This is a genomic window from Streptococcus sp. 10F2, from assembly GCF_054331515.2.
This window is the reverse complement of record NZ_JBTGGE020000013.1, coordinates 12,832-36,740: the sequence shown is the minus strand read 5'-3', so window position 1 is coordinate 36,740 and position 23,909 is coordinate 12,832. Positions and strand designations below refer to the sequence as shown.

23 protein-coding genes, 1 tRNA gene and 1 pseudogene are annotated in these 23,909 nt (G+C 43.9%); 2 read left to right on the top strand and 23 right to left on the bottom strand.

Annotated elements, in window-relative coordinates:
• From ACXM1Q_RS04160 to pnp, 10 genes and pseudogenes are all read right to left on the bottom strand, one after another.
• Positions 1-120, bottom strand: a 120-nt coding sequence (locus ACXM1Q_RS04160; protein WP_458516452.1) for a helix-turn-helix domain-containing protein, incomplete at its 3' end; no start/stop codon positions are given.
• 138 nt (positions 121-258) lie between these two features.
• The gene (gene rpsI, locus ACXM1Q_RS04155; protein WP_458516450.1) at positions 259-651 is read right to left on the bottom strand and encodes a 30S ribosomal protein S9; all 393 of its coding nucleotides are present in this window, start codon (positions 649-651) and stop codon (positions 259-261) included.
• Between the two features lie 20 nt (positions 652-671).
• Positions 672-1,118 carry a 50S ribosomal protein L13 gene (gene rplM / locus ACXM1Q_RS04150; RefSeq protein WP_135038122.1) on the bottom strand — a complete coding sequence of 149 codons (447 nt, stop codon included), beginning with the start codon at positions 1,116-1,118 and terminating at the stop codon, positions 672-674.
• 174 nt (positions 1,119-1,292) lie between these two features.
• Entirely contained in the window at positions 1,293-2,186 is an 894-nt protein-coding gene (locus ACXM1Q_RS04145; RefSeq protein WP_458516447.1) for a DUF7916 family protein, read from the bottom strand.
• A 2-nt stretch (positions 2,187-2,188) separates the two neighbouring features.
• Positions 2,189-2,707, bottom strand: coding sequence for an NYN domain-containing protein (locus ACXM1Q_RS04140; RefSeq protein WP_135038126.1), 519 nt, complete (start codon positions 2,705-2,707; stop codon positions 2,189-2,191).
• Between the two features lie 5 nt (positions 2,708-2,712).
• Positions 2,713-3,441, bottom strand: coding sequence for a 23S rRNA (guanosine(2251)-2'-O)-methyltransferase RlmB (gene rlmB / locus ACXM1Q_RS04135; protein ID WP_458516445.1), 729 nt, complete (start codon positions 3,439-3,441; stop codon positions 2,713-2,715).
• A 253-nt stretch (positions 3,442-3,694) separates the two neighbouring features.
• Positions 3,695-4,036: a DUF6287 domain-containing protein gene (locus ACXM1Q_RS04130; RefSeq protein WP_135038129.1), complete on the bottom strand. Its 342-nt coding sequence runs from the start codon at positions 4,034-4,036 to the stop codon at positions 3,695-3,697.
• 13 nt (positions 4,037-4,049) lie between these two features.
• Positions 4,050-4,442 carry a Mini-ribonuclease 3 gene (locus ACXM1Q_RS04125; RefSeq protein ID WP_458516442.1) on the bottom strand — a complete coding sequence of 131 codons (393 nt, stop codon included), beginning with the start codon at positions 4,440-4,442 and terminating at the stop codon, positions 4,050-4,052.
• Positions 4,435-5,778, bottom strand: a complete 1,344-nt coding sequence (gene cysS, locus ACXM1Q_RS04120) for a cysteine--tRNA ligase (RefSeq protein ID WP_458516440.1) — start codon at positions 5,776-5,778, stop codon at positions 4,435-4,437. Before cysS ends, ACXM1Q_RS04125 begins: the two co-directional genes overlap by 8 nt.
• A 26-nt stretch (positions 5,779-5,804) precedes the next feature.
• Positions 5,805-7,904 (bottom strand): annotated as a pseudogene (gene pnp, locus ACXM1Q_RS04115) (polyribonucleotide nucleotidyltransferase); the annotation flags it as partial.
• Positions 7,905-8,057: 153 nt separating this feature from the next.
• On the opposite strand from pnp, the gene pepF reads away from it, so the two are divergent.
• Entirely contained in the window at positions 8,058-9,854 is a 1,797-nt protein-coding gene (gene pepF / locus ACXM1Q_RS04110; protein ID WP_458516438.1) for an oligoendopeptidase F, read from the top strand.
• A gap of 199 nt (positions 9,855-10,053) precedes the next feature.
• On the opposite strand, the gene rpsO is transcribed toward pepF, so the two are convergent.
• The 6 genes from rpsO to ACXM1Q_RS04080 form a co-directional block, all read right to left on the bottom strand.
• Positions 10,054-10,323 (bottom strand): 30S ribosomal protein S15, encoded by a 270-nt coding sequence (gene rpsO / locus ACXM1Q_RS04105; protein ID WP_135038137.1) that lies wholly within the window; start codon positions 10,321-10,323, stop codon positions 10,054-10,056.
• Positions 10,324-10,453: 130 nt separating this feature from the next.
• Positions 10,454-11,176, bottom strand: coding sequence for a pseudouridine synthase (locus ACXM1Q_RS04100; RefSeq protein WP_458516436.1), 723 nt, complete (start codon positions 11,174-11,176; stop codon positions 10,454-10,456).
• Positions 11,177-11,208: 32 nt separating this feature from the next.
• Positions 11,209-12,459, bottom strand: coding sequence for an exopolysaccharide Pel transporter PelG (gene pelG / locus ACXM1Q_RS04095; RefSeq protein WP_458516434.1), 1,251 nt, complete (start codon positions 12,457-12,459; stop codon positions 11,209-11,211).
• Between the two features lie 2 nt (positions 12,460-12,461).
• Positions 12,462-13,850 carry a GT4 family glycosyltransferase PelF gene (pelF, locus tag ACXM1Q_RS04090; RefSeq protein ID WP_458516432.1) on the bottom strand — a complete coding sequence of 463 codons (1,389 nt, stop codon included), beginning with the start codon at positions 13,848-13,850 and terminating at the stop codon, positions 12,462-12,464.
• Positions 13,838-15,649, bottom strand: a complete 1,812-nt coding sequence (locus tag ACXM1Q_RS04085; protein WP_458516430.1) for a DUF2194 domain-containing protein — start codon at positions 15,647-15,649, stop codon at positions 13,838-13,840. The genes pelF and ACXM1Q_RS04085 overlap by 13 nt, the downstream gene beginning before the upstream one ends.
• Complete coding sequence (locus ACXM1Q_RS04080) at positions 15,636-15,947, bottom strand: hypothetical protein (protein WP_458516428.1); 312 nt, start codon at positions 15,945-15,947, stop codon at positions 15,636-15,638. The genes ACXM1Q_RS04085 and ACXM1Q_RS04080 overlap by 14 nt, the downstream gene beginning before the upstream one ends.
• Positions 15,948-16,399: 452 nt before the next feature.
• Here ACXM1Q_RS04080 and def point away from each other — a divergent pair, with 452 nt between their 5' ends.
• The gene (def, locus tag ACXM1Q_RS04075; protein ID WP_458516426.1) at positions 16,400-17,014 is read left to right on the top strand and encodes a peptide deformylase; all 615 of its coding nucleotides are present in this window, start codon (positions 16,400-16,402) and stop codon (positions 17,012-17,014) included.
• 119 nt (positions 17,015-17,133) lie between these two features.
• Here def and ACXM1Q_RS04070 read toward each other — a convergent pair whose 3' ends face one another.
• The 7 genes from ACXM1Q_RS04070 to ACXM1Q_RS04040 all read right to left on the bottom strand — a co-directional run bounded on the left by ACXM1Q_RS04070 (position 17,134) and on the right by ACXM1Q_RS04040 (position 23,788).
• Positions 17,134-17,307: a hypothetical protein gene (locus tag ACXM1Q_RS04070; protein WP_458516424.1), complete on the bottom strand. Its 174-nt coding sequence runs from the start codon at positions 17,305-17,307 to the stop codon at positions 17,134-17,136.
• A gap of 521 nt (positions 17,308-17,828) precedes the next feature.
• Positions 17,829-18,710, bottom strand: a complete 882-nt coding sequence (locus tag ACXM1Q_RS04065) for a class II fructose-bisphosphate aldolase (protein WP_458516422.1) — start codon at positions 18,708-18,710, stop codon at positions 17,829-17,831.
• 129 nt (positions 18,711-18,839) lie between these two features.
• Positions 18,840-18,925 (bottom strand) — tRNA-Leu (locus ACXM1Q_RS04060).
• A 61-nt stretch (positions 18,926-18,986) separates the two neighbouring features.
• Positions 18,987-20,024, bottom strand: a complete 1,038-nt coding sequence (locus ACXM1Q_RS04055; RefSeq protein WP_458516420.1) for a branched-chain amino acid aminotransferase — start codon at positions 20,022-20,024, stop codon at positions 18,987-18,989.
• Between the two features lie 12 nt (positions 20,025-20,036).
• Complete coding sequence (locus tag ACXM1Q_RS04050) at positions 20,037-21,095, bottom strand: PTS sugar transporter subunit IIC (RefSeq protein ID WP_458516418.1); 1,059 nt, start codon at positions 21,093-21,095, stop codon at positions 20,037-20,039.
• 395 nt (positions 21,096-21,490) lie between these two features.
• Positions 21,491-22,051 (bottom strand): flavin reductase family protein, encoded by a 561-nt coding sequence (locus ACXM1Q_RS04045; protein ID WP_458516416.1) that lies wholly within the window; start codon positions 22,049-22,051, stop codon positions 21,491-21,493.
• Positions 22,052-22,180: 129 nt separating this feature from the next.
• Positions 22,181-23,788, bottom strand: a complete 1,608-nt coding sequence (locus ACXM1Q_RS04040) for a CTP synthase (RefSeq protein ID WP_458516414.1) — start codon at positions 23,786-23,788, stop codon at positions 22,181-22,183.
• Between the last annotated feature and the right edge of the window lie 121 nt (positions 23,789-23,909).

The window sequence follows — 23,909 nt, the reverse complement described above, 5'->3', positions numbered from 1 at the left end:
CTTTTCCCAACTGTATAAAGTATTGATGCTAATATTAAATAAAGCTGCTGTTTCTTTACGTGTATGTCCCTCTTTAACATATTCAAGGACACGTTTTCTAAAATCAATTCCGTATGCCATAAAAATAGTATATCATATACAGTTTATAATCTAAAAGAGTATAGATAATCCAAAAATTATATTTTTCAAAAAAACACGAAAAAAGCACCCATGAGGTAAACTCTTGAGTGCTTTGAAACGTTGATATATCGCTGATAATTAACGTTTTGAGAATTGTGAAGCTTTACGTGCTTTCTTAAGACCTGGTTTCTTACGTTCAACCATACGAGCATCACGTGTAAGAAGTCCAGCGCGTTTCAAGCTTTGACGGAAGTCTGGGTCTACTTGAAGAAGCGCACGAGCGATACCGTGACGGATAGCTCCGGCTTGTCCAGCGTAACCACCACCGTTAACGTTTACGAATACGTCGTAAGAACCAGCAGTTGCAGTTACTGCAAATGGTTGGTTGATGACCAAACGTAGGTCAGCGTGTGGGATGTACTCTTCAACGTCTTTTTTGTTAACTGTGATTTTACCAGTACCTGGAACCAAACGTACACGCGCTACAGCGTTTTTACGACGACCAGTACCTGCATATTGTGCTTGTGCCATAGTTTAATCTGCTCCTTTCCTTAGATAAGTCCTGAAATGTCAAGAACTTCTGGTTGTTGAGCAGCATGAGTGTGTTCGCTACCAACAAATACTTTCAATTTCATACCTTGAGCACGTCCAAGTGTGTTGTGTGGAAGCATGCCTTTAACGGATTTTTCAATCAAGCGAACAGCATTCTTAGAACGCAACTCACCAGCAGAGATAGATTTCAATCCACCTGGATACAATGAGTGAGTGTAGTAGATCTTGTCTGTTGCTTTTTTACCAGTCAATTTCACTTTCTCAGCGTTGATGACGATTACGAAGTCACCTGTGTCAGTGTGAGGTGTGAAAGTTGGTTTGTTCTTACCACGAAGAACAGATGCAACAACTGCAGAAAGACGTCCAAGTGGGACATCAGTAGCGTCAACAACGTACCATTTGCGTTCAACTTCACCTGGCTTAGCCATGTATGTAGTTTTGTTCATGATTTCTCCTATATTCAATCTCGTTTTTGTTTACAGTGTGGATGTTCCGGTCCACGGGTTATTTGGAAGGTTCCGGGGCCTTTCAAATGGGGTAAACAATACCGTATTCCATACTATCAAATATGGACTTGCCCGTCAAGATATTTTCCTTATTTTTTAAAAATTTGAATGGCTTTACCTTCTAACCGACTGTCCCATTTTAAAATAGGTATGCCGTTTTCCCCGAACCGCTAGGGAAAGGGCTAGAATATTCTCTGGGTCTGGCATACGGCCATAGGAGCCATCTCCAATATGGTGGATATCGGAGCCCACACGTTTGTTGCTGAGGGCAATTTCGCGAACTGTTTGCTTGTCTGCACTTTCCTGGCTGGTTCCGATAGTCGAGATGACCAAGGCTCCTTGGGCTTTCACCTGATCCACAATCGGTGCTAGTTGGTCTTCACGGACACCTGGGACTGTGCCAACTGCTGGAATTAAAATCCCATCTGCTCCTTGATCAACAAAGTCTAGGAGGGCTTGGGCGTTAACAACGGCTTCTCCTAGTCCTGCACCATGCATTTTGCCAGCGAAGACTAGACCTGAGAAGTGCTGCTTAGCAAGGGCAATGGCCTCTGAAATTGCAGCCAGAGAAACACCGGTTGCAGGGTTGCCCGTCAGCATGATAAAGTCTACGCCCAATTCTTGAGCCTGCCTTAGGCTCTGTGGACTGACTAGGCGACCGGCTGGTAAATCAACTGGATTTTCCAAGAGCTCCTGTGAAGTATCCACGGGCTCCAAGTTAATTCCAATGGGGCGACCGGTTAAGCCTTTGAGTTCCGCAATCGGATTGGGACAGTCATAGAAACCGACAATCTCTGGTTTGAAAACATCTAGCTCATTCAAGACCAAGAGGTCACAGCTAAAAGCGGCCATCATCTCGGCATTGCTGACACCGGCAATCAAGGGAGCAGCTGTAACCACCGTCTCTCCCATCACAATTCGACCTTCGCTGGCTCGAATAGACTGTTTCAAATCCTGTGGGCTCATAGCTGCGATATCACTAGCATAGGCTGACAATAACCGTTTCATCTTTAATCCTCCACTTCTCCAAGAAGCTCTTGTAAGGTCTGCAGATGTTGGTCAGACCAAGGGGTTAAGCGTGGGGTCTGAATATCCACTTGATCGACAAATTTATCCAGATCCTTCTTAACCACCGCCGTCCGTTTTTCCAATTCTCGGGCAGAAACCCGCAAGGCTCCCTGAGCAAAAATCGTCCACTGTTCATTCAAATCACTAGTCGCAACCGATACTTGATTGCGCCCTGTGTTCAACTGGGCTGCTAGTCTTTCAATATAAGAATCTGCCGTCTCATCTTCCTCTGTAAAAATCACTTCTACCTTAAATTCATCATAGCGCTGTCTCAGACCAGGTACATGCTGGGCATCAAAGACACAGGTGATTTCCAGTCCTTCAAAACTCGCATAATTGCTGAGGCGGTTGAGCAGGAGATTTCGGGCAGCATCTAGCTGATTGCGTTTGAAATAGCCCTTTGTGCTTTCCCAAGAAGCAATCATATTGTAACCATCAACGAGTAAGAGTTGTTTCTTCATAAGCTCTATAATTTATTACGATAAACTTCATACATCAAAACGGCTGCGGCAACACTGGCATTCAAACTTTGAACATGACCGCCCATTGGAATAGTAATCATCTCATCCACCTGCTTCTTAATATTAGGGGAGATTCCTTTACCCTCATTGCCAATAATCAGAGCCAGTTTACCGGATGTATTCCATTTATGGGATGGCGTTCCATTCATGTCTGTTCCAAAAACCCAGAAACCAGCCTCCTTGAGCTTGTCCAAGGTCTGGCTCAGATTGGTCACCCGAGCCACTGGTACGTGCTCCAATGCTCCTGTCGCGATTTTAGCTACCACTGGGGTAATGCCAACCGACCGGTGTTTGGGAATGATAACCCCCGTCACCTCCATGGCATCCGCAGTTCGCAAAATAGAACCCAAATTATGAGGGTCTGTGAGACTGTCCAGAATTAGAATTAGGGGATTCTCTTGTCCATCAGCCTTAGCCATCACATCTTCAAGACTCTGATAGGCATAGGCTGAAACCCGCAAGACCAAACCTTGATGAACCCCTTTTTGGGTCATCTCGTCTAACTTTTTCTTACTGGTCCAAGAAATAGGAACCTTGTGCTCTCTAGCCAAGTCTTTGACCCGCTCTAGCTTCTTACCCCGCAAATCTTCCTGGATATAGAGCTTATTCCCCGTCCCCATTTCCAAAGCCTCTACCACAGCGTGATGGCCGTAAATTGTATCTGTTGTTTCCATTCTTTTTCCCTTCGATAGACTAAGGAGGGGCTAAACCCCTCCTTATACTCTGTTATTTCTATAATTGAACGTCGTCAAGTTGCCATTGTGAATCATGTACTAGGATTGACATTCTTCAAGACTTTCACACCCTGTAAGACGAAGCACATCTAAAATCATTTGAGTGTTTTCTGTATTCTTTATACTCGATAAAAATCAACAATAAACCTAGGGAATCAACCAAAATAGGTATACATTTGATTTTTGAAGAAGATTAATCTACCTTATAATAAAACTCACGCGCAAAGGCCAAGTCACCATTACTTTGACTAAGCCAAATACGGTCTTTAAAGTGTTTGGAGCGGTCTTGAGTAGCTGGATTCGATGCGTCTACACCGCTTGGAATAAAACGAATCAAGGCGCCCCCAACCAGAGCACGGATAGGCTCATACTGAGTGCTCAGAAAACCACCTTCCGCGAGGGCTGCTGTAAGAGTCACTTGATAGTTCTCTGACACCAAACCTTTTTCATCAAAGACCAGACGGTCTTCATAGTCATTTTCCCAAGTTCCTGCGATGCTTGAGAAATCACCAGCGAGAATTTCTTCGATATTCATAAGGAGTCTCCTTTTACTGCTTTTGTTCGACGGTTTGAATGCACCAGTGGATTAGTTCTTCCAACCGCTCAATTTGGTCGGTCAGATGAAGATAGCCCAGCAGGGCTTCAAAGCCGGTCGACATTTTGTAAGTGACGACATCTGTATTTTTGGCTTTGGTATGGCTATGAGCATTGCGTCCACGCTTATAGATCGCAACTTCCTCTTCCGACAGCATTTCCTGTTCTAAGAGAGCTTGGACCAACTGAGCCTGGGCTTTGGCAGAGACATAGTGAGTGGCCACATGGTGAAGCCGATTGGGCTTGGTCATCCCCTGTAAAATCAAATGCTGGCGCACATAGACTGAGTAAATAGCATCACCATCGAAGGCCAGGGCAATTCCGTTAATAAGACGGACATCAGTCACGCTGCCACCTCACTCCCTCTTTGGTATCCAGCAGACGAATGCCTTGTTGGGCAAGCATCTCCCGAATCCGATCGGCTTCTTGGAAGTTTTTTGCTGCACGTGCCTCTTGGCGTTGAGCAATCAATTTTTCAATTTCTTCCTCTAAAATATCTTCTTGGAAAACCAATCCAAAAATAGTGAGAAATTCTTCAAAGACCGCTCGAACCTCCTTGGTATAATGACCGGAATTGATCCACTTGGCCAGGTCAAAGAGTACGGTTAAGGCATTGGCTGTATTAAAGTCATCGTCCATCGCAGCCTCAAAAGCTTGGACAAAGTCCGGCAAACGGCTGGTATCAGCTTCCTCCTTGAGGGGGCTGAGGAAGGTGTTTTTAAGGTATTTCAAATTGACTTCAGCATCATAGAGAGCCTTGTCGCTGAAATTAATAGGACGACGGTAATGCTGGCTATTGAGGAAGAGGCGGAGAACCTGACCATCAATCGTCTGCAAGAGCTCATGGACAGTCCTGAAGTTCCCCAAGGATTTGGACATTTTTTCATCATCGATGGTAATAAAAGCGTTGTGCATCCAATAGTTAACGAAGGTCTGGCCAGTCTTAGCCTCAGACTGAGCAATCTCATTCGTATGGTGAGGAAACTCCAAGTCACTACCACCACCATGGATATCTAAAGTTGAGCCCAAAAGCTCGGTCGACATGACCGAACACTCAATATGCCAGCCTGGACGACCTGCGCCCCAAGGGCTATCCCAAGAGATTTCCCCAGCCTTGGCAGACTTCCACAGGGCAAAATCCAACGGATCTTCCTTGCGCTCCGATTCTGAACCGAGACGCCCACTTGCTCCCTGAGCCAAGTCTTCCAAAGACTTATTGGCCAAACGTCCGTAACCGTCTGATTTCCGAACTCGGAAATAGACATCCCCCTGACTTTCATAAGCCATTTCTTTGGCAAGCAAATCCTGAATAAAAGTAATAATTTCCGGAATATAATCCATGACCCGAGGGTTCTGAGTCGCTGGAAGAATTCCCAAAGCCTGGGTATCCTCCAAATAGGCAGCAATATACTTATCTGCCACTTCTTCTGGACTTATTCCTTCCTCAAGTGCACGGTTAATAATCTTGTCATCAACATCTGTGAAATTGGAAATATAGGTCACCTCGTAGCCACGATAGGTAAGGTAGCGACGAATGGTGTCGAAAGCCACAACCGGGCGAGCATTTCCAATATGAATGTAATTATAGACCGTTGGGCCACAAACATACATGGAAACCTGACCTTCCACTTGAGGACGAAACTCTTCCAGTTGGCGACTAAGGGTATTATAGATTCTGATCATAGAGATCCTTTCTACTCAACTCCTTGGGGTTTTGGAAACAATACTTTCATGGAAGCATTAACCCTTCCTTTGTCATCAATCTTGATGACCTTAACGTCCACTTCATCCCCGACTTCTAGAATATCTTCAACCTTGTTGACACGAGTCCATGCCATCTCTGAAATATGCACCAAAGCATCGGTCTTATCAAAGAGGTTGACAAAGGCTCCAAACTTCTCAATCCGAGTTACCTTAACGCCAGTAAAGACTTCGTCCACTTTGGCTTCCCGAACCAAGCCGGCAATGATTTCTTTCGTGCGGTTAATGGCAGCTTGATCTGATGAGAAAATGGATACCAAGCCCTCTTCGTCAATGTCAATCTTAACGCCAGTTTCCGCAATAATCTTATCGATGGTTTCTCCACCTTTACCAATAACCACCTTAATTTTATCCACATCAATTTGGATAGTATCAATTTTTGGAGCAGTTGGTGCCAACTCTGGACGAACTTCTGGAATAGCTTCGTGAATCACATCCAAAATTTCAAAACGTGCCTTCTTGGCTTGTGCCAAAGCTTCTTCCAGAATTTCAGGGGTAATTCCGGAAATTTTGATATCCATCTGCAAGGCCGTAATTCCTTCACGGGTACCCGCCACCTTGAAGTCCATATCTCCAAAGTGGTCTTCCAAACCTTGAATATCAGTTAACACGGTGTAATTGGTTCCATCTGAGATGAGTCCCATGGCAATCCCAGCCACTGGTGCCTTAATGGGAACCCCACCAGCCATCAAGGCCAAGGTTCCTGCTGTAATGGAAGCTTGAGAGCTTGAACCATTAGATTCCAAAACTTCCGCCACCAATCGAATGGCATATGGGAATTCCTCGATACTTGGTAAGACTTGTTCAAGAGCACGCTCTCCCAAAGCTCCATGACCAATCTCACGACGACCTGGTGCTCCGTAACGACCTGTTTCCCCAACAGAATATTGTGGGAAATTGTAGTGGTGCATGAAACGCTTCTTGTATTCCGGATCCAAGCCATCCACAATCTGGGTTTCTCCCATTGGAGCCAAAGTCAAGACTGACAAGGCCTGAGTTTGCCCCCGTGTAAAGAGGCCTGATCCATGTACCCGTGGAAGGTAGTCCACTTCAGCAGCCAACGGACGAATTTCATCAACCTTCCGACCGTCCGGACGTACCTTATCCTCTGTAATCAGACGACGTACCTCTGCATGCTCCATCAATTCAAGGATTTCAGCCACATCTCGCATAATGCGGTCAAACTCTTCATGGTCCGCATAACGCTCCTCATAAACAGCCTTAACCTCTTCACGAACCGCATTGGTTGCCGCTTCACGCGCCAATTTCTCCTCAACTTGAACAGCCGCTTGCAATTGCGGATTGTAGGCCGCCTCAATCTCAGACTGCAATGCTGGATCTACCTGCAGCAGTTCCACCTCTGCCTTCTCTTTACCAATCGCTGCGATAATCTCCTCTTGGAATGCAATCAATTCTTGAATTGCCGCATGGCCCTTGAGCAGTGCTTCTAACATGATTTCTTCAGAAAGCTCTTTCGCCCCTGACTCCACCATATTGATTGCTTCCTTGGTTCCTGCTACGGTTAAATCAAGAGTAGACACCGCCATCTCCTCTTGACTAGGATTGATGACAAAATCGCCATTCACATAACCCACTTGAACGCCGGCAATAGGACCATCAAAAGGAATATCTGAAATTCCAAGAGCCAAAGATGAGCCGAACATAGCTGCCATCGGAGCAGAGGCATTCTCATCGTAAGACAAGACAGTATTGATTACCTGTACTTCGTTACGGAAGCCTTCCGCAAACATCGGCCGAATCGGACGGTCAATCAAACGGGCTGTCAGGGTTGCATCCGTAGAAGGACGTCCTTCTCGCTTGTTAAAGCCACCTGGAAATTTCCCTGCTGCATACATTTTTTCTTCGTAATTCACTTGCAGTGGGAAGAAATCACCTGTAGCCATCTTTTTGGACATCACTGCTGCTGTCAATACAGTAGATTCCCCATAACGAACCACTACAGAACCATTGGCCTGACGAGCCACCTGCCCTGCTTCTACAATCAATTCTCGACCTGCAAAGGTCGTTCTAAATACATGTTTGATCATCTCGAACTCCTAATTTTTATTGGGGATTTTCTACAAAAATCAATCCAGCAAACTCTGCTTGATTCATCTTTGCACAAAAGTCCCCGACCCCTTTATTCTACCACAATCACGGCAAAAATTGCTATACTAGGAGGGAGACGAAAGGAGACATTTATGGAACAAAAACACCGTTCAGAGTTCCCTGAATACCAACTCTGGGACCTAACTGCCCTCTACCAAGATCGAGAGGATTTTCTCCGGGCCATCGAGAAGGCTAGTCAAGATATTGACGAATTCCAACGCAACTATCAAGACAATTTGAATACATTCGAGGATTTTCAAGAAGCCTTTCAAGTCTTGGAACAGATCCACATTCAAATCAGCCACATCCTAACCTATTCTTTTATGCCCCAAACCACCGATTTCAGCAATGAGGACTTTGCCCAAATCGCTCAGGCTGGAACTGATTTCGGGACCCAAGCTCAAGTCGGATTAGCATTCTTTGACGCGGCCCTCCTAGAAGCAGATCCTGCTATTTTAGATCAACTGGAAAGCCAGCCTAAACTCAGCCAACCCATCCGCTTGGCCAAAATCAAAAAAGCCCACTATCTCGGAAAAGAAGCTGAAAAAACACTGGCCAACCTCAGCGAAATCTTCCAAGCACCGCACGATATTTACAGCAAAATGCGAGCTGGGGACTACGCTATGGAGGATTTTGTCGTCAATGGTAAAACCTACAAAAACTCCTTTATCAGCTACGAGAACTTCTACCAGAACCACGAAGATGCAGGTGTACGCGAAGCTGCCTTCCGCTCCTTCTCTAAGGGATTGCGTAAGCACCAAGAAACCGCTGCAGCTGCCTACCTAGCCCAAGTTCGTTCTGAAAAAATCATCGCTGATATGAAGGGCTACCCTTCTGTCTTTGACTACCTTTTAGCCGAGCAAGAGGTCGACCGCAGCCTATTCGACCGACAGATTGACTTAATTATGAACGAATTTGCTCCTATCGCTCAGACCTTTGTCAAACACGTGGCCCACATCAATGGTCTTGAAAAAATGACCTTTGCAGATTGGAAATTAGACTTGGATTCTCAATTAAATCCCGAAGTCTCCATCGAAGAAGCCTACGACTTAGTCATGCGTTCCGTCCAAGCTCTAGGACCAGAATATGTGGAGCAAGTCAAGCGCTACCAAGAAGAACGCTGGGTTGACTTCGCAGCAAATACTGGCAAAGAATCTGGTGGATATGCGGCAGATCCTTACAAAGTTCACCCTTATGTGCTTATGAGCTGGACTGGACGTATGAGTGATGTCTACACCCTGATTCATGAAATTGGCCACTCTGGACAATTCATCTTCTCCGACAATCATCAGAGTATCTTCAACACCAGCATGTCTACCTATGCCGTTGAAGCCCCTTCAACCTTTAACGAACTCTTACTGAGCGATCTTCTAGAACATGAATTAGAAGACCCACGTCAAAAGCGTTTTGCCTTGGCACACCGACTCACAGACACCTACTTCCACAACTTTATCACCCACCTCTTGGAAGCAGCCTTCCAACGTCAAGTTTACAACTTGATTGAGCAAGGACAAGTATTTGGAGCTGAAAAACTGAATGCTATTATGAAAGATGTCCTCACCCAGTTCTGGGGAGATGCCATCGAAATTGATGATGATGCCGCCCTCACCTGGATGCGCCAAAGTCATTACTACATGGGTCTCTATAGCTATACCTACTCCGCAGGATTAGTTCTCTCCACCGTCGGCTTCCTCAAACTCAAAGAAAGCCAAAACCCAGAATTCTGGCTAGACTTCCTTAAACTGGGCGGTAGCTTACCACCACTCGAAGCAGCCAAAGTCCTAGGAGCAGACCTAACCACTGAAAAACCACTGCGAGACACCATCCAATTCCTAGACGATACTGTCCAACAAATCATCCAGTACAGCCAAGAGCTAGGCCAAATTTAACAAACAAAACAATGGGACAGAACTAATTCTAAAAAAATTAGTCCTAGTCCCAGTTCTGCACAGTGGATCAGGCTGTTTGCGATGCCTAATCAATCACTGTGTCAAGGTAATTTTCACTCACTAAAACAGGAAGGTTGAGACTTTTGTCTCAACCTCTCTTTTTTCCATCAAAAAAACTGCCCGTAGGCAGTTTCTTTGATTAACGACGTAGTCCCAATGAATGGATCAATTCACGGTAACGGTTAACATCAGTGCGACGTAGGTAAGCCAAGAGGTTACGACGACGACCGATTTTTTTCATCAAACCACGGTAAGTAGCGTGGTCTTTTTTGTGCACTTTGATGTGCTCATTCAAGTGGTTGATTTCCCAAGTCAATACTGCAACTTGAACTTCCACTGAACCTGTATCACCTTCGTGACGCGCATATTGTGCAATAATTTCATTTTTCTTCTCTTTTGAGATTGCCATTTTTTTCTCCTTCTTTCTTCCCCATCCGAGTGCGAGGGACTGGCAAGCCCACCACCAAGAAAGGGTCTTTATCCTTACGGATATTCTCATTCTACCAAGGCCATTCCCTTTTGTCAACTAAAAACAGTCCTTACAAAGGCAACTGAAACTCTTCTAAAAGAGCTAATTCCTCTTGTTTAAGAGGACGATAAGCCCCTCTCTCCAAATTCGGATCTAGCTGCAATGCTCCCATAGATAGTCGCTCCAAATAGGTCACTTCCTTTCCGCAGGCTGCAACCATTCGTTTAACCTGATGGAATTTCCCTTCCTGAATACGAATCAACACTTCCGAATGTCCCTGACCAACCTGCAAAATTTCCAATTCTGCGGGTTGACTGGTGAAGTCCTTAAAGTGAATGCCTTCTGCAAAACGCTCTTGGTCTTCTACGGTCATTTCACCCGCAATCAAGGCCCGATAAACCTTGGTTACATGCCGCTTCGGCGACAACATAGCATGTGCTAGAGGACCATTATTGGTTAAGAGCAAAAGTCCTTCTGTATCCTTATCTAAACGCCCTACTGGAAATAAATCCTTGCGCCAGTCTTCCGCTTCCAATAAATCCAAAACTGTTTTACCAGAACTATCTTGGGTCGCAGAAAGGACACCGGCTGGTTTGTTGAGCATCCAATAGTAAAAAGTTTGATAAGTCAATTCCTGATCTTGATAGTGAATCTGATCTTCCCCTTCCCGGATGTGGGTCTTCGCACTTTTTTCAACCTGACCATTGACTTTAATCAGCCCCTTCTTCACTATCTGTTTGACTTCCGAACGAGAACCGAGGCCTACTTCTACCAAATACCGATCCAAACGCATGCCAGCACCTCCTTGCTCAAATTATAACACGCCTAGTCATAATAAGAAACAATCACATAAAGCCACTGACCTCTGAGTCCTTCATACTGTCGATATGCCAAAGCCACAGATAAAGCTGAACTCACTAAAAAGCCCAAACCAAAATAGAAAACACCTGCCCACACAGAAACAATCGCAAAAACCAGATTAACCCCTAAAAAGTAGCAAGCCAATCGCCAGACCGAATCAAATTGGAGCAAGTCTTGAAAAAGGGATTGAAAAACTTGCAGTAATTGTAGCAAGCAGTAAGCCGGCAGTAACAAAGCAACATAATAATTGCTCCAAGTCAAAGGCTGGAACCAAGAATAAGCAAACAATCCCACTAGAAGCAACAAAAATTCTAACAACCAGCAGAAAAGAAAGGTATCCATACGTCTCTGACAAAGCCCCTCATAGGCTTCTAACTGCTTTCCTGACGCAGAACCATTCAATCCATGGACAAATTCCTGCCAAGCCGGAGTCAAGTAAGTCTCCCTAACTCCTAACCACTGAGCACTAAACAAGAGATAGAAACACAAAGATATTAGAACACCCCGGTCATATGCTGGAGCTAATCGCAAATAAGGACCAACAGGTTTGCCCAAGGGAGAGCTATAAACGACGACCAAGGGTAATAGAATAGCAGCATAAAAAAGGAGACCTAACCAGACCTGATTCGATTGCATAGGGGAACCAGTTTCCGTCGCGTTTTCCATCTGTCCCCATAAAAGGAAAGCATCCAATAAAAAGAGTAGGGCAAGTCCCAAAATCAACGAAAAGCCAAGTTTTAATTGACTCATTAAAAAAGAGAATAACAGTATCAAGCCAAAAAGCACCAACAAATGCCGACAATACCGCCCCACATCCAATCTGACTCCCAAACGCTCCCGCAAAATCTGAGCCGATAGAGCTGCCGCCAACAAAAGCACCACTAATACTGTCCCTGTATGAATACTATCCGTATAAAAAAGGTAGGCTATCAAGACCAAGGATTGCAGTCCAGCTAAACCCAAGAGAATCGGCCAAAACCAAAATTCCCTCGCGGAAATGATCCACGGACGAATTAAATTTTGAGCCAAAAAGACTCCTAAAAACCCATAACTTAAGAAAGGTAAGAGAGAAATCAGATTCCCCACCTGATCCAAACCTAACCCTGTTTTCAGCAGACTAAAAATCACTAAAAATAAAGGAAACAGAAGAAAACTGCCATACAGTGCTAGTAACAGCTGCAAAGATCGGAGACACTGGCGATAGACTTTCCACATACTTAATCCACCTCATAGATTCTCTGATAGGCTGCAAGAACCTGCTCCTGCTGATAAAAATCTTGCACCCGACGCCGACCTGCCTGCCCCATTTGAACCCCCAATTCCGGATTGTCCAGAATCTGCATTAAGGCCTGCACAAAGCCTTCACGATCACCCGGTCTGACACAGATGCCTGCTGGCACCCTGCCTTCTAAATCCTGACATAAAAGTTGATGACAGGAGCCTACATCACTGGCAACACAAGGAATCCCTGCAGCCATAGCCTCTAATAAAGCCAAAGGCTGCCCCTCTGACAAAGAAGGGAGGACTAAACAAGTCCAGTGAACAAGATAGTCCTGAACACAACAATGACCCTGGATTTCGACTCTGGGAATACGCCAACGAAGAATAGCCGCCTGACAGACTTCCCAGTAGGTGATGTCGTCAGGCGCTCCCAAGATAACCAAGGTGACTGGATAGCCTTTATGACAAAGATTCGCATGAATAAAAAGAAGTTCCAGTACATTCTTCAGTGGGGTCCAGCGAAGAATAGCTCCAATCTGAAGTTTTTGATTATCTGTTTGTCGTTGAACTTCCCGCCAATCTTTCCAAATCAGACCATTGGGCACAACCTGACACTTGCTTGCAGGGCACCCCAATTGCACTTGGTGTTTTTGTGCTTCCTTGAAGAGAGTTGTTACCGTCCTAGCTTGCCCATAGGATATCCGAGACATCTCCCCAAAGAACCAACGGATACTGTCCTTTTGAGCTAGAGACAGTTGACTCGAGCGACTAAGTACCTCTTCTTTTTCCAAAAGATACAAACCATGTTCTGACAAAATAAACGGACAACGAAGTTTTCTTGACAAGTAAGCAGCTAGATAACCGGCATAACCAGTTGATAGAGCATGAATACAATGAAGATGCTCTGGCAGAATTATCTGGGCCAGCAAATCCAAGAGATTCCCAAAGAGAGCCTGTAATTGACGATAGAGAGGAATGAAAGCTGCATTGGGATAAGTGTATTTAATCCATTGGAAAAGATCGCTAAACACTCGAGGGCTTTGCAGAGCTTTCCGGGTACTTGTCAAAGAAGACGTTTCTAAGTCCATCAGCTCCACCAACCACTGCTCCGGGTTAGAACTTAACCCCCAACCGACCTCCTCCTCTTCCAAGAACATTCCCTCCAAAACCAATTCTTGTGATCCAATGATATTTTGAGGCAACTCATAGACCCAGCTTCCACAAGTTTCCCGACGATCAACAATCGTTATCAGGTAAAAAGAATAGGCCTCCATCCCTTTAATAAAATCCTGAATCCAATTAGATAAGCCTCCTCTCCGATAAGGATAGGCACCCTCTACTACCAAAGCAATCACTGGCTTGGTATTCTTGCTTACTGATCCCATTCAATCCTCACCTTCTCTTGATCTGTCTCCAATAGATAGAGATCTTTCGCTACCCGTTTGATGTTGCCGCCCGTCACGCGCAGATTCTTCCCCTTATTTTGACGAAGAAGAAATGAACAACTCCCTTGAATATGACTCAGCCTCATTTCCAAAAAATCGCTCCCCTCCTCCACTTGAAGGGACACATTCAAAAAAGCACTAACCTTATCTACAAAACGACTAGCTTTTACAAAATTCAGATCGGGCACAGCCCTCTGCAAAGCTTGCATAGAAGAGCGGTAAGACTCCAGAAGTTCCTCCCAAGTCTTACCATGATTGCGACGGTTATCCAAGACATCATCGGGATGAATAAATTGGCTATGCACAAAATGCGTATTAAGTTCCGAAAAGACTGCTAGACGGTCAAAATCGTCCCAGTCCATCCCCGAAACCAGACGCGGTAAATTAAGCAATCCGTCCAATCCCAAATCAAATTCCTGAGCATAGGCTCCATCACCTGGAAAATAGGTAGCAGCAATCCCTTTTAAATTCGGGAGAGCTGTAGCTAGAATACTACGTCCCTCCTGACTTAAGATATTAGACGGTGGAACATAAATCGCTGGTTTTTGTCCTCCATAATAAGTTTCTACCAGCTTTTCCAAGCTTCGCAAAGAATCGTGAATAGCTCGTTCCTGAGTCCAAGGACGATAAGTTCTGACGTCTGCTTGCTCCCAGCTATGGAGCTGAAAAGGTTGATGATTATAGCCATGATAGGCCAACTCTCCCCCTTGCTCTAAAAGGGCTCGTCCCAGTTCCAAAGTTCCAAGCTCAGGTAAAATCAAAGGAAAAGGGGAACTCACCTGCTCTTCGTAACTAGCCACCAAAGCTCCTGTATAAGTCAGATGCAAATCCTTTCCTAAAGCTTGCATGGCCGGCCACCAAGTCTGTCCGACAAACTGATGGAAGGGAACTTGATGACTGGTTGAAAGCTGAACCTTCTCCTCTTCACTGAAAGGAGCTGGAAAATCATCCAAATAAACAACACCCGCATTAATAACGGGATACAGAAAAACCGGATCCATCAATGACAAACCTAAACTGTAGATAGCTCGATAAACCTTGTCATAAATTCCGAGATTCATAACTACTATCTGCCCCTCCCCTGCTTCCTTGAGCCAAACCAAAGGAGTCTTGGTTTCAGTATCCCAAACAGGTACCCGACAGTTAGTCTCTAAGATAACATCCCAAGCAGAATCAAAAGGATGCGATATGACAAAAGGACCAGAACCTCCAATCATCAGATCTCTCTCCACACTGATAGAAGAAACAACTTGATTTCCAGTTATCTCAGATGAAACTCCCAACCATTTTTGGAAACTGGATCCTGCTTCACTAGCCTGAGGCATCCCAATATAGAGATGACCACCCATCTCCACCCAAGTCTTCAAGGGTTCCTGAAGTTCCTCTTTTTGAAGCAGATCTTCACCTATATAATAAATGGTTCGATAATTCTCCAAAACTTCTGGCATAAATTCATACGCTAAATCGACAGTCCGAACGCTTTTTCGAAAATCCTTGAGCAACTGTTCCAGTTCCAATTGGGCTTCCACACTGCTCGGACTCTTAGAATGATACAAGAGCAGTCCATCCACTGCTCCCTGCTGCAAACTCCGACGATCTTGAATAACTTCCGCTCGGACCAAATCTTGCCGCATGCTCCCAGGCAGAGCTTGGTAAGATTGAGCACGGTAACTAAAAAAGAGGCACATACTAGCCAATACCAAAATTAATAGCTGCATCCCCCATCTAAGTTTCCTCATCCACACCCTCCAATCCAGCTAGAAATCCCGATATTTGGTAAAAATCGATTAACTCTTGGTAGGTTGAACCACCTTGTTCACCCGCTTCCTCCAGCTGGAGTAACTCTAGTTCCAATTGATAATGCATGCTAGCCAAAAAAATTGCCAACTCTTGCCCGAGATCAGCCGGTAATTCTGCCCACTGCTCCCGCAAATAGCAAACATAAATCCTAGCCTCTTGCGTGGGAGTCTCTTTCAAAAGAAGGCTTCGTTCCCGATTGTCGACTTGCTCCCAAACAACCCATTTCTTCTGTTCCATCGTTCCCTCCTTTATCTTTTTATTCGCTTTTTATTTTTAAAAATAGCTCTTATTAGAAACTCTTTTACTTCGACTCTCCAACTCCACATGATCTTAAAACTACTTTCACAAATTAATTTGAAAAACTTTCCACTTTTTATTCGCCTTTCTAGCTCAAAAGGGATAGACTAATAATAAGGAGGAAAATAATTTGAAAAAATTTGAACAAACTTACTTTAGACTGATTAGGATAGTCGTCTATGGCAGTTTGTTTCTCAGTCACTGGGGACTATCCATAGACTTTCAAACTGTGCTCTACCTAATCGCCAGCCTTTGCCTTCTATTTGATATTTGGGAAAGCTATCAAGCTTGGAAAAATCATGGAAAACATCGCACTAAAAAACCTAACTAATTTTTTCAAAAAATAAAGGCCAATTGTGATATAGTAGAACGAGAAGAAAAAGGAGAATCGCATGTCTGCAATAAAACGATTAACTCGTGCATCACACTTGATTGATATGGATGACATCATTCGCGATGGCCATCCCACCCTCCGCTTAAAAGCGGAAGAAGTAACCTTCCCTCTCAGCGATGAAGAAATCATCTTGGGCGAAAAGATGCTCGGTTTCCTGAAAAATTCCCAGGATCCTGTCATGGCTGAAAAAATGGGACTCCGCGGCGGTGTCGGACTGGCTGCACCTCAAGTAGATATCTCTAAACGCATCATTGCTGTTCTGGTACCAAATCCTGAATCTGAAGATGGGCAACCACCCAAAGAAGCCTATAGCATGCGGGAAGTGCTTTACAACCCCAAAATTGTATCCCATTCTGTCCAACAAGCAGCCCTCAAAGAAGGTGAAGGTTGTTTATCGGTAGATGAGGACAAGCCCGGATATGTAGTCCGCCACTCCCGCATTACGGTCGAATATTTTGATAAAAACGGTGAAAAACACCGCATTAAACTCAAAGGCTACAATTCCATTGTGGTTCAACATGAAATCGACCATATAAATGGAGTTATGTTCTATGACCATATCAATATCCAAGAACCTTTCCGAATTGAAGATGGTCTTATCCTACTAGACTAATAAAAAAAGCTGGGCAAGCCCCATGAGAACTCAACACCCTCATGGAGCTACCCAGTCTTTTTGACTATCACAGTTACTTTATACCTAAATCAAACTTCTCATCCCTAAACATAAAGTTACTATTTAGAAACAGTCTCTGCTCCACAAGTTGCTAGAAATGCGACTAATGCCGCGACACCAGCAATTCTTCCAGCAGTTGTAGCAGCCAATTTAGCTGCTGCTGCTTCAAACTTACCAGCCTTGAATAAATTAACCACTCCTTTCAAACTAACGAATGATATTGTTACCCCCATGCTTCTTTAATACATCTTCTTTATCTATGGTTACTTTTTTTTACAAAAAAATTTACTCTAAGATTGAAAATATCTGTGTGGAGGGATCTATGAAAAAATATCAACACAAACTCTTTCTAGTCCTGCGCTTAATCATCTATTTCAGCTTTTTCCTCAACCAAGTCTCACACTTCTCGCCCAAAGTTATCCTTAGCATCCTCGTCAATCTCTGTCTGATCTATGACATCTGGGATTCTTACCAAATCTACCGAAAGCTGAAATAAAAACTAGAAGAGACTGGGCAACAACGAACAATTTCTGGCTTCGCTTGAAGTTTGAATAGATAAAAACAGCTTAGAATCAACGTTTCTAATGACGTAATTCTAAGCTGTTTTCTATTTAGAAGACCTTTCACCTAACCTCTTTTCATCATCTTATAAAATTTGTAAACGGCAAAGATTACAAATTTAAAAATTTTATCCTTTTCTTTTTTCGAATAAAAAGAAAAGACCCTCCCGTGGGAAGGTCTCTTAACGATTCGATTAAGCTTTGTTAGCTGAACCGAATACGTCGATACGTTCTTCAACTGCACCTTGGACAGCTTTGATACCGTCTGCCAAGAATTTACGTGGGTCGAAGAGTTTTTTCTTGTCGTACTCAGCTTCGTTTGCATCGTAGTTACGTGCAAATTCACGAGTAGCGTTTGAGAAGGCGATTTGTGATTCAGTGTTCACGTTGATTTTTGCAACACCAAGTTTGATAGCTGCAACAACTTGATCATCAGGAATACCTGAACCACCATGAAGAACGATTGGGAAACCTGGTACAGCTTCTGCCAATTTTTCTAAGTGATCCAATGCAAGACCTTCCCAGTTTTCTGGATATGGACCGTGGATATTACCGATACCAGCTGCCAAGAAGTCGATACCAGTTTCAACCATAGCTTTCGCATCTTCGATTGGTGCCAATTCACCTTTACCGATGATACCATCTTCTTCACCACCGATAGTTCCAACTTCTGCTTCTACAGAGATTCCTTTAGCGTGAGCCAATTTAACAACTTCACGAGCTTTTTCAAGGTTTTCTTCGATTGGAAGGTGTGAACCATCAAACATTACTGAAGTGTAACCAACTTCGATACATTCAAGAACGTCTTCGTAGTGACCGTGGTCAAGGTGGATTGCCACTGGAACAGTAATTCCCATTGACTCAACAAGATTTTCAATCATGTTTTTAGCCAATTTGTAACCACCCATATATTTTGCTGCTCCCATTGATGTTTGAATCAATACTGGAGCTTGTTTTGCTTCCGCTGCACGCAAGATAGCTTGAGTCCACTCAAGGTTGTTTGTATTAAAACCACCAACTGCGTAACCATTATCGCGAGCTGCTTGAACAAATTTTTCTGCTGAAACGATTGCCATGTAAACGGCCTCCTCTAATTTTTTTGGGGAACCCCCAATACATTGTTTATTTTATCACGTTTATTAGCAAAATTCTAGCCCTATTCGCATTTTGCTATGAAAAAAAGCTAACCTTTCGGTTAGCTACTTTGCGGAGAGAGGGACTTGAACCCTCACGACCTAAAGCGGTCACAGGATCCTTAGTCCTGCGCGTCTGCCAATTCCGCCATCCCCGCTTGAATACTTAATTAGTATACCAGTCATGGGATAGCTTGTCAATTGTTTTTTGAAAAAAAGTTACGAAATTTTCACTTTTTTGACCCAACCTTCTGGAGCTGGTCGATCTCCGTATTGAATTCCTACTAATTCATCATAGAGAGCTTTGATTTTTGGCCCGGCTTGATCTCCCTCCGTAAAACGATAAACTGTTTCTCCAGCGGTAATACTTCCGATAGGGGTAATAACTGCAGCCGTACCACAAGCACCCGCTTCCACAAAGCGATCTAACTGATCAACATAAACATCTCCTTCTTCTACTGTCATTCCGAAACGGTGCTCCGCTAGGTAAAGGATGGAGTATTTGGTAATAGATGGAAGAATGGATGGAGACTGTGGCGTCACCAAGTGATTATCAGCTGTAATTCCAAAGAAATTCGCTGCTCCAACCTCCTCAATTTTAGTATGAGTTTCAGGATCCAGATAGATTGCATCTGCATAGCCTGCTTTTTTAGCCAACATTCCTGGCTGGAGACTGGCTGCATAGTTCCCAGCAACTTTTTGAGATCCTGTGCCTCTTGGCGCAGCTCGGTCATAATCACTAATCACAAAGTTCCCCGGCTGCACCCCCCCCTTAAAGTAAGGACCTACAGGCATTACAAAAATAGAGAAGATATATTCACTAGCCGGAACAACTCCGATAGCATCCCCAATTCCGAACATAACAGGACGAATATAGAGTGAAGCACCTGTTCCGTATGGTGGAACCCAGTCCGCATTCGCAGCAACCACCTCATGAACCGCCTCTACAAATTTATCCTCTGGAAAAGCAGGCATTAGTAATTTTTCTGCAGACCGTCTCATTCGCTTCGCATTTTCATCGGGACGAAAGAGCTGGATATCCCCTTCTTTGGTGCGATACGCTTTTAAGCCTTCAAAACAAGTTTGACCATAATGTAATACATTCGATGCTTCACTAATCGTCACCATTTTTTCCGTCTCGATACCACCTTCAGACCAGGCTCCATCCTTATAATAAGAGCGATAGCGTTTGCCCGTATCGATATAGTTAAAACCAAGGTTATTCCAATCCATTGTTTCGGGTGTTACTTTATTCATTCTTCTCTCCTTCTAACGATTCACGTCGAAATAATACATTTCTGGTGTATAAGCTGTTAATGTTTTGTTCAACAACCAGTCAATCACGAAAGCACTCGTAAACGGAATCACAATCCAAACAAAGAGCATCATAGGAAGACCAAGACCTGGAAGTGAAGCCATCGGCCCAACCAAGCCAACCAGACCAAACCCACCTGAAGCAGCTGTTCCAGAAACATTGAAAAGAGCTACCGGAATCGCACATACCGCTGCATTTGCCAAAAAGGCTAAGCCCATAATAGGCCGACGGAAAAAGTTGGGCATCATCATCTTCATAGACCCCAAGGCAATCGCCAAGGTCACACCTGGTCGGTTAACTTTCAGAGAAGCCATGACCAAAACAGCTGTTGTAGCCGCAACTCCCATAGCAGAGGCTCCCGCTGCAACTCCTTCCAAACCAATTGTGATGGAAAGAGCAACCGTAGAAAGCGGTGAAACGATAAAAAGTGCGAAACACATACCGATGAGGATACTCATCGACAATGGGGCAAGTTCTGTAAAGCTGTTGATCACATCACCAATTGCTTGTGTACCAGCACTAACATAGGGAAGGGTTAGCAAGCCAAGGTAGCCAGCTCCAAGACCAACAAGAATTGGCAACAAAATCAAGCTCATGGAGCCTAACCGATCTCCAAGAAGTTGGATCAACCAAACGGCAATAGCGGCTGTAATCATCGTATTCAACATAACTCCAACGCTAACCAATTGCGTAGTCGGAACACCATCAACCGGAACAATTTTCCAAGCCCCTGATCCGAGAAAGGCTGCCCCACCCACTGTAACAGACTGCATTGGATTCAACTGAAATTGTAAAGCAATTAAAACACCTGCCATTAAGGGAAGTCCATATTGGAAAACCCTCGCAGCATCCGCCAGTGTTTGGAGGCCTGTCCAACCATTACTAATCAGATATTTAAAAATCTCACTAAGAACTGCATTAGGAATGAGGGCCACGATAACAGACAAGGCTGCTCCCGTTAATACAGCATTGATAAATGCCCAGCCAGTCATAGGTTGTTTCGATTCTGTCATAAAGACCTCCTACACATTTCAGAGAATTCTGAATATTTTTGTCTATTCTACATAATTTTCAGAAAATTAGCAAGAGCTTTTTGAGAATTTTTTTGAAAAATTGCAAGGAAAAAAGAATCGTGCAAAATCAGCCTAACTTAACTGGAAAAAAGGAAGTGAGAATGAACTCTTTTACACCATCTTGTTCGTTACCAGTTCATATTGCAAACTATAAGCTAAAAATGTCTTTCCCATACCCTGTTGATTGGAGTAAATTAGAAACGGACAATACAAACGATTGTAATCCGCTTCGCAAACTCTACAATGGATACTCAAGCAAGCACTGAGTCAAAGAATCTTCTCTAACTAAAAATAAGAGGCTGGTCCTTAAGCCCAGCCTCCTTACTTATTTCCCCCTACTTAAAAGGGTCTGCTAATTGAAAACCACTACCGGTTTGATAGAACTGGCCACCAGATACATAGTGAACTGGACGATTCTCCGGTTCCACATGGTCTAGTTGCCAACGTCCATCATAAAACACAGAATCATCCGCCCAAGCAGCTACAATACGTCCCAAAAAGAGATCGTAAACGGTCTGATTGCGTACCTCAGGAATAATTTCACAGACAATCCAAGCCAAGCAATCTTCCAGTAAAGGGTATCCCTGACCACTTGGATCAAAGAAAGACAATTTCTCTAATTTATCCTCATGGACATGGCGGCTTTTAGCCAGCTCAATGATTAAATCGGCTTGAGCTGCACGTGGAATTTGTAAAATAAAATAGCCACTTTTCTCCATGATCCGCCGTGTATAATTCCCAGAATCCATAACCAAACTAAGAATATCCGTAGCAACTGTCCCCACCCAACCAGCAGGCATAATATTTTTATCCTCTTCGGTGGCACTGGATACAAAGGTCACAGACGATAAGGCAAGAATCCGATGGGCTTTTTCTAAAGATACTTCCCGAATCATATTTTCTCCAATCTGAAAGGACTAGTTGACAAAGCAACCAGCCCTTTTACATGTTGTACTCGCTAATAATCAACAATGAACCTCAGAAAGAAAGTCGTAGTCTTGGTTCAATTTGATTTTTGTCTTGTATTATTTTGCGTTCTCCACAGCCGCAGTCACAAAAGCTCGGTAGAGCCCATCTGGACGATTCGGACGGCTAGAGAGTTCAGGATGGTACTGGCAGGCAACAAAGAATTTTTTATCTGCCAATTCAACGATCTCAGCTAGACGGTTGTCGGGTGACACACCCGAAAAGACAAAACCTGCATCTTCAAATTCTTTACGATAGGTATTGTTAAACTCATAGCGATGACGATGACGGCGTTGTACCACTTCTTGATTGTCATAAGCTGCAGCGGCGCGACTACCTGGTTTCAGTTTAGCTGGATAAAGACCAAGACGAAGAGTTCCTCCCATGTCTTCAACATCCACCTGATCACGCATCAAATCGATAACTGGATATTTAGTTTCTGGATTCAATTCTGCAGAGTTGGCATCAGACATGTTCAAAACGTGACGAGCATATTCCACACAAGTCAACTGCATACCCAAGCAGACACCAAGCATTGGTACGTCATGCTCACGCGCATAGCGAATCGTCTGAATCTTCCCTTCCGTACCACGCTGACCAAAACCTCCAGGAACAATAATTCCGTCTGCTGCGGATAGTAGTTCTTCAACATTTTCTGCGGTCACATCGTTCGCGTTGATCCAGTCAATTTTCACTTCTGCATCATTTGAATAACCAGCATGCTTCAAGGCCTCTACAACAGAGATATAGGCATCTTGAAGTTCAACATATTTCCCAACAAGGGCAATGTTGACTTGTTTCTTCAAGTTCATAACCTTATCAACCATGGCAGACCATTCTGTCATATCTGCTGCTGGCGCATCAATCTTCAAATGGTCACAGACAATCTGATCCATGTTTTGAGCTTGAAGATTGAGCGGAATTTGGTACAGATGCTCCACATCCAAGGATTCAATAACAGCTTCTGGCTGTACATCACAGAATTGAGCCAGCTTATTCTTAATTCCTTGACTAACTGGTTCTTCTGTACGGATAACCAGCATATTTGGCTGAATCCCTAAACCACGCAATTCTTTAACCGAATGCTGGGTTGGTTTAGTTTTCATTTCCCCTGCAGCTTTCAAATAAGGAAGAAGGGTTGTATGAATATACATTACATTATCTGAGCCAACGTCTGCTTTCATTTGACGAAGGGCCTCAAGGAAAGGCAAACTCTCAATGTCTCCAACTGTTCCACCGACCTCTGTGATAATGACATCAGAATCCGTGGTCAAAGCAGCACGTTTAATTTTTTCTTTCAAGGCATCTGTGATATGCGGGATAACTTGAACAGTTGCACCCAAATACTCACCACGACGCTCCTTCCGAAGAACTTCACTGTAAATTTTACCAGTCGTGACATTGGAATATTTATTCAAGTTAATATCGATAAAACGTTCATAGTGTCCCAAATCCAAGTCTGTTTCTGCACCATCATCCGTCACAAACACTTCACCGTGTTGATAAGGACTCATTGTACCTGGATCAATATTGATATACGGGTCAAATTTCTGAATGGTTACTTTAAGCCCACGATTCTTCAAAAGACGGCCCAAGCTAGCTGCTACAATCCCTTTTCCGATTGAGCTGACTACACCACCTGTTACAAAAATATACTTTGTTGTCATGATTACTCCTTCAATTAAAACAGGGAGTGATTCCAATCATTCACTCCCCTCGCTCACTCATACGAGATCAGTTCTTCCCAATTCGAAGAGAATGAGGGCGCATGGTGCTTGAAAAAAATCC

Coding starts and splice junctions, on each gene's coding strand:
- rpsI (WP_458516450.1), bottom strand. CDS start 651: ATGGCACAAGCACAATATGCAGGTACTGGTCGTCGTAAAAACGCTGTA.
- rplM (WP_135038122.1), bottom strand. CDS start 1,118: ATGAACAAAACTACATACATGGCTAAGCCAGGTGAAGTTGAACGCAAA.
- ACXM1Q_RS04145 (WP_458516447.1), bottom strand. CDS start 2,186: ATGAAACGGTTATTGTCAGCCTATGCTAGTGATATCGCAGCTATGAGC.
- ACXM1Q_RS04140 (WP_135038126.1), bottom strand. CDS start 2,707: ATGAAGAAACAACTCTTACTCGTTGATGGTTACAATATGATTGCTTCT.
- rlmB (WP_458516445.1), bottom strand. CDS start 3,441: ATGGAAACAACAGATACAATTTACGGCCATCACGCTGTGGTAGAGGCT.
- ACXM1Q_RS04130 (WP_135038129.1), bottom strand. CDS start 4,036: ATGAATATCGAAGAAATTCTCGCTGGTGATTTCTCAAGCATCGCAGGA.
- cysS (WP_458516440.1), bottom strand. CDS start 5,778: ATGATCAGAATCTATAATACCCTTAGTCGCCAACTGGAAGAGTTTCGT.
- pepF (WP_458516438.1), top strand. CDS start 8,058: ATGGAACAAAAACACCGTTCAGAGTTCCCTGAATACCAACTCTGGGAC.
- rpsO (WP_135038137.1), bottom strand. CDS start 10,323: ATGGCAATCTCAAAAGAGAAGAAAAATGAAATTATTGCACAATATGCG.
- ACXM1Q_RS04100 (WP_458516436.1), bottom strand. CDS start 11,176: ATGCGTTTGGATCGGTATTTGGTAGAAGTAGGCCTCGGTTCTCGTTCG.
- pelG (WP_458516434.1), bottom strand. CDS start 12,459: ATGTGGAAAGTCTATCGCCAGTGTCTCCGATCTTTGCAGCTGTTACTA.
- pelF (WP_458516432.1), bottom strand. CDS start 13,850: ATGGGATCAGTAAGCAAGAATACCAAGCCAGTGATTGCTTTGGTAGTA.
- ACXM1Q_RS04085 (WP_458516430.1), bottom strand. CDS start 15,649: ATGAGGAAACTTAGATGGGGGATGCAGCTATTAATTTTGGTATTGGCT.
- ACXM1Q_RS04080 (WP_458516428.1), bottom strand. CDS start 15,947: ATGGAACAGAAGAAATGGGTTGTTTGGGAGCAAGTCGACAATCGGGAA.
- def (WP_458516426.1), top strand. CDS start 16,400: ATGTCTGCAATAAAACGATTAACTCGTGCATCACACTTGATTGATATG.
- ACXM1Q_RS04070 (WP_458516424.1), bottom strand. CDS start 17,307: ATGGGGGTAACAATATCATTCGTTAGTTTGAAAGGAGTGGTTAATTTA.
- ACXM1Q_RS04065 (WP_458516422.1), bottom strand. CDS start 18,710: ATGGCAATCGTTTCAGCAGAAAAATTTGTTCAAGCAGCTCGCGATAAT.
- ACXM1Q_RS04055 (WP_458516420.1), bottom strand. CDS start 20,024: ATGAATAAAGTAACACCCGAAACAATGGATTGGAATAACCTTGGTTTT.
- ACXM1Q_RS04050 (WP_458516418.1), bottom strand. CDS start 21,095: ATGACAGAATCGAAACAACCTATGACTGGCTGGGCATTTATCAATGCT.
- ACXM1Q_RS04045 (WP_458516416.1), bottom strand. CDS start 22,051: ATGATTCGGGAAGTATCTTTAGAAAAAGCCCATCGGATTCTTGCCTTA.
- ACXM1Q_RS04040 (WP_458516414.1), bottom strand. CDS start 23,788: ATGACAACAAAGTATATTTTTGTAACAGGTGGTGTAGTCAGCTCAATC.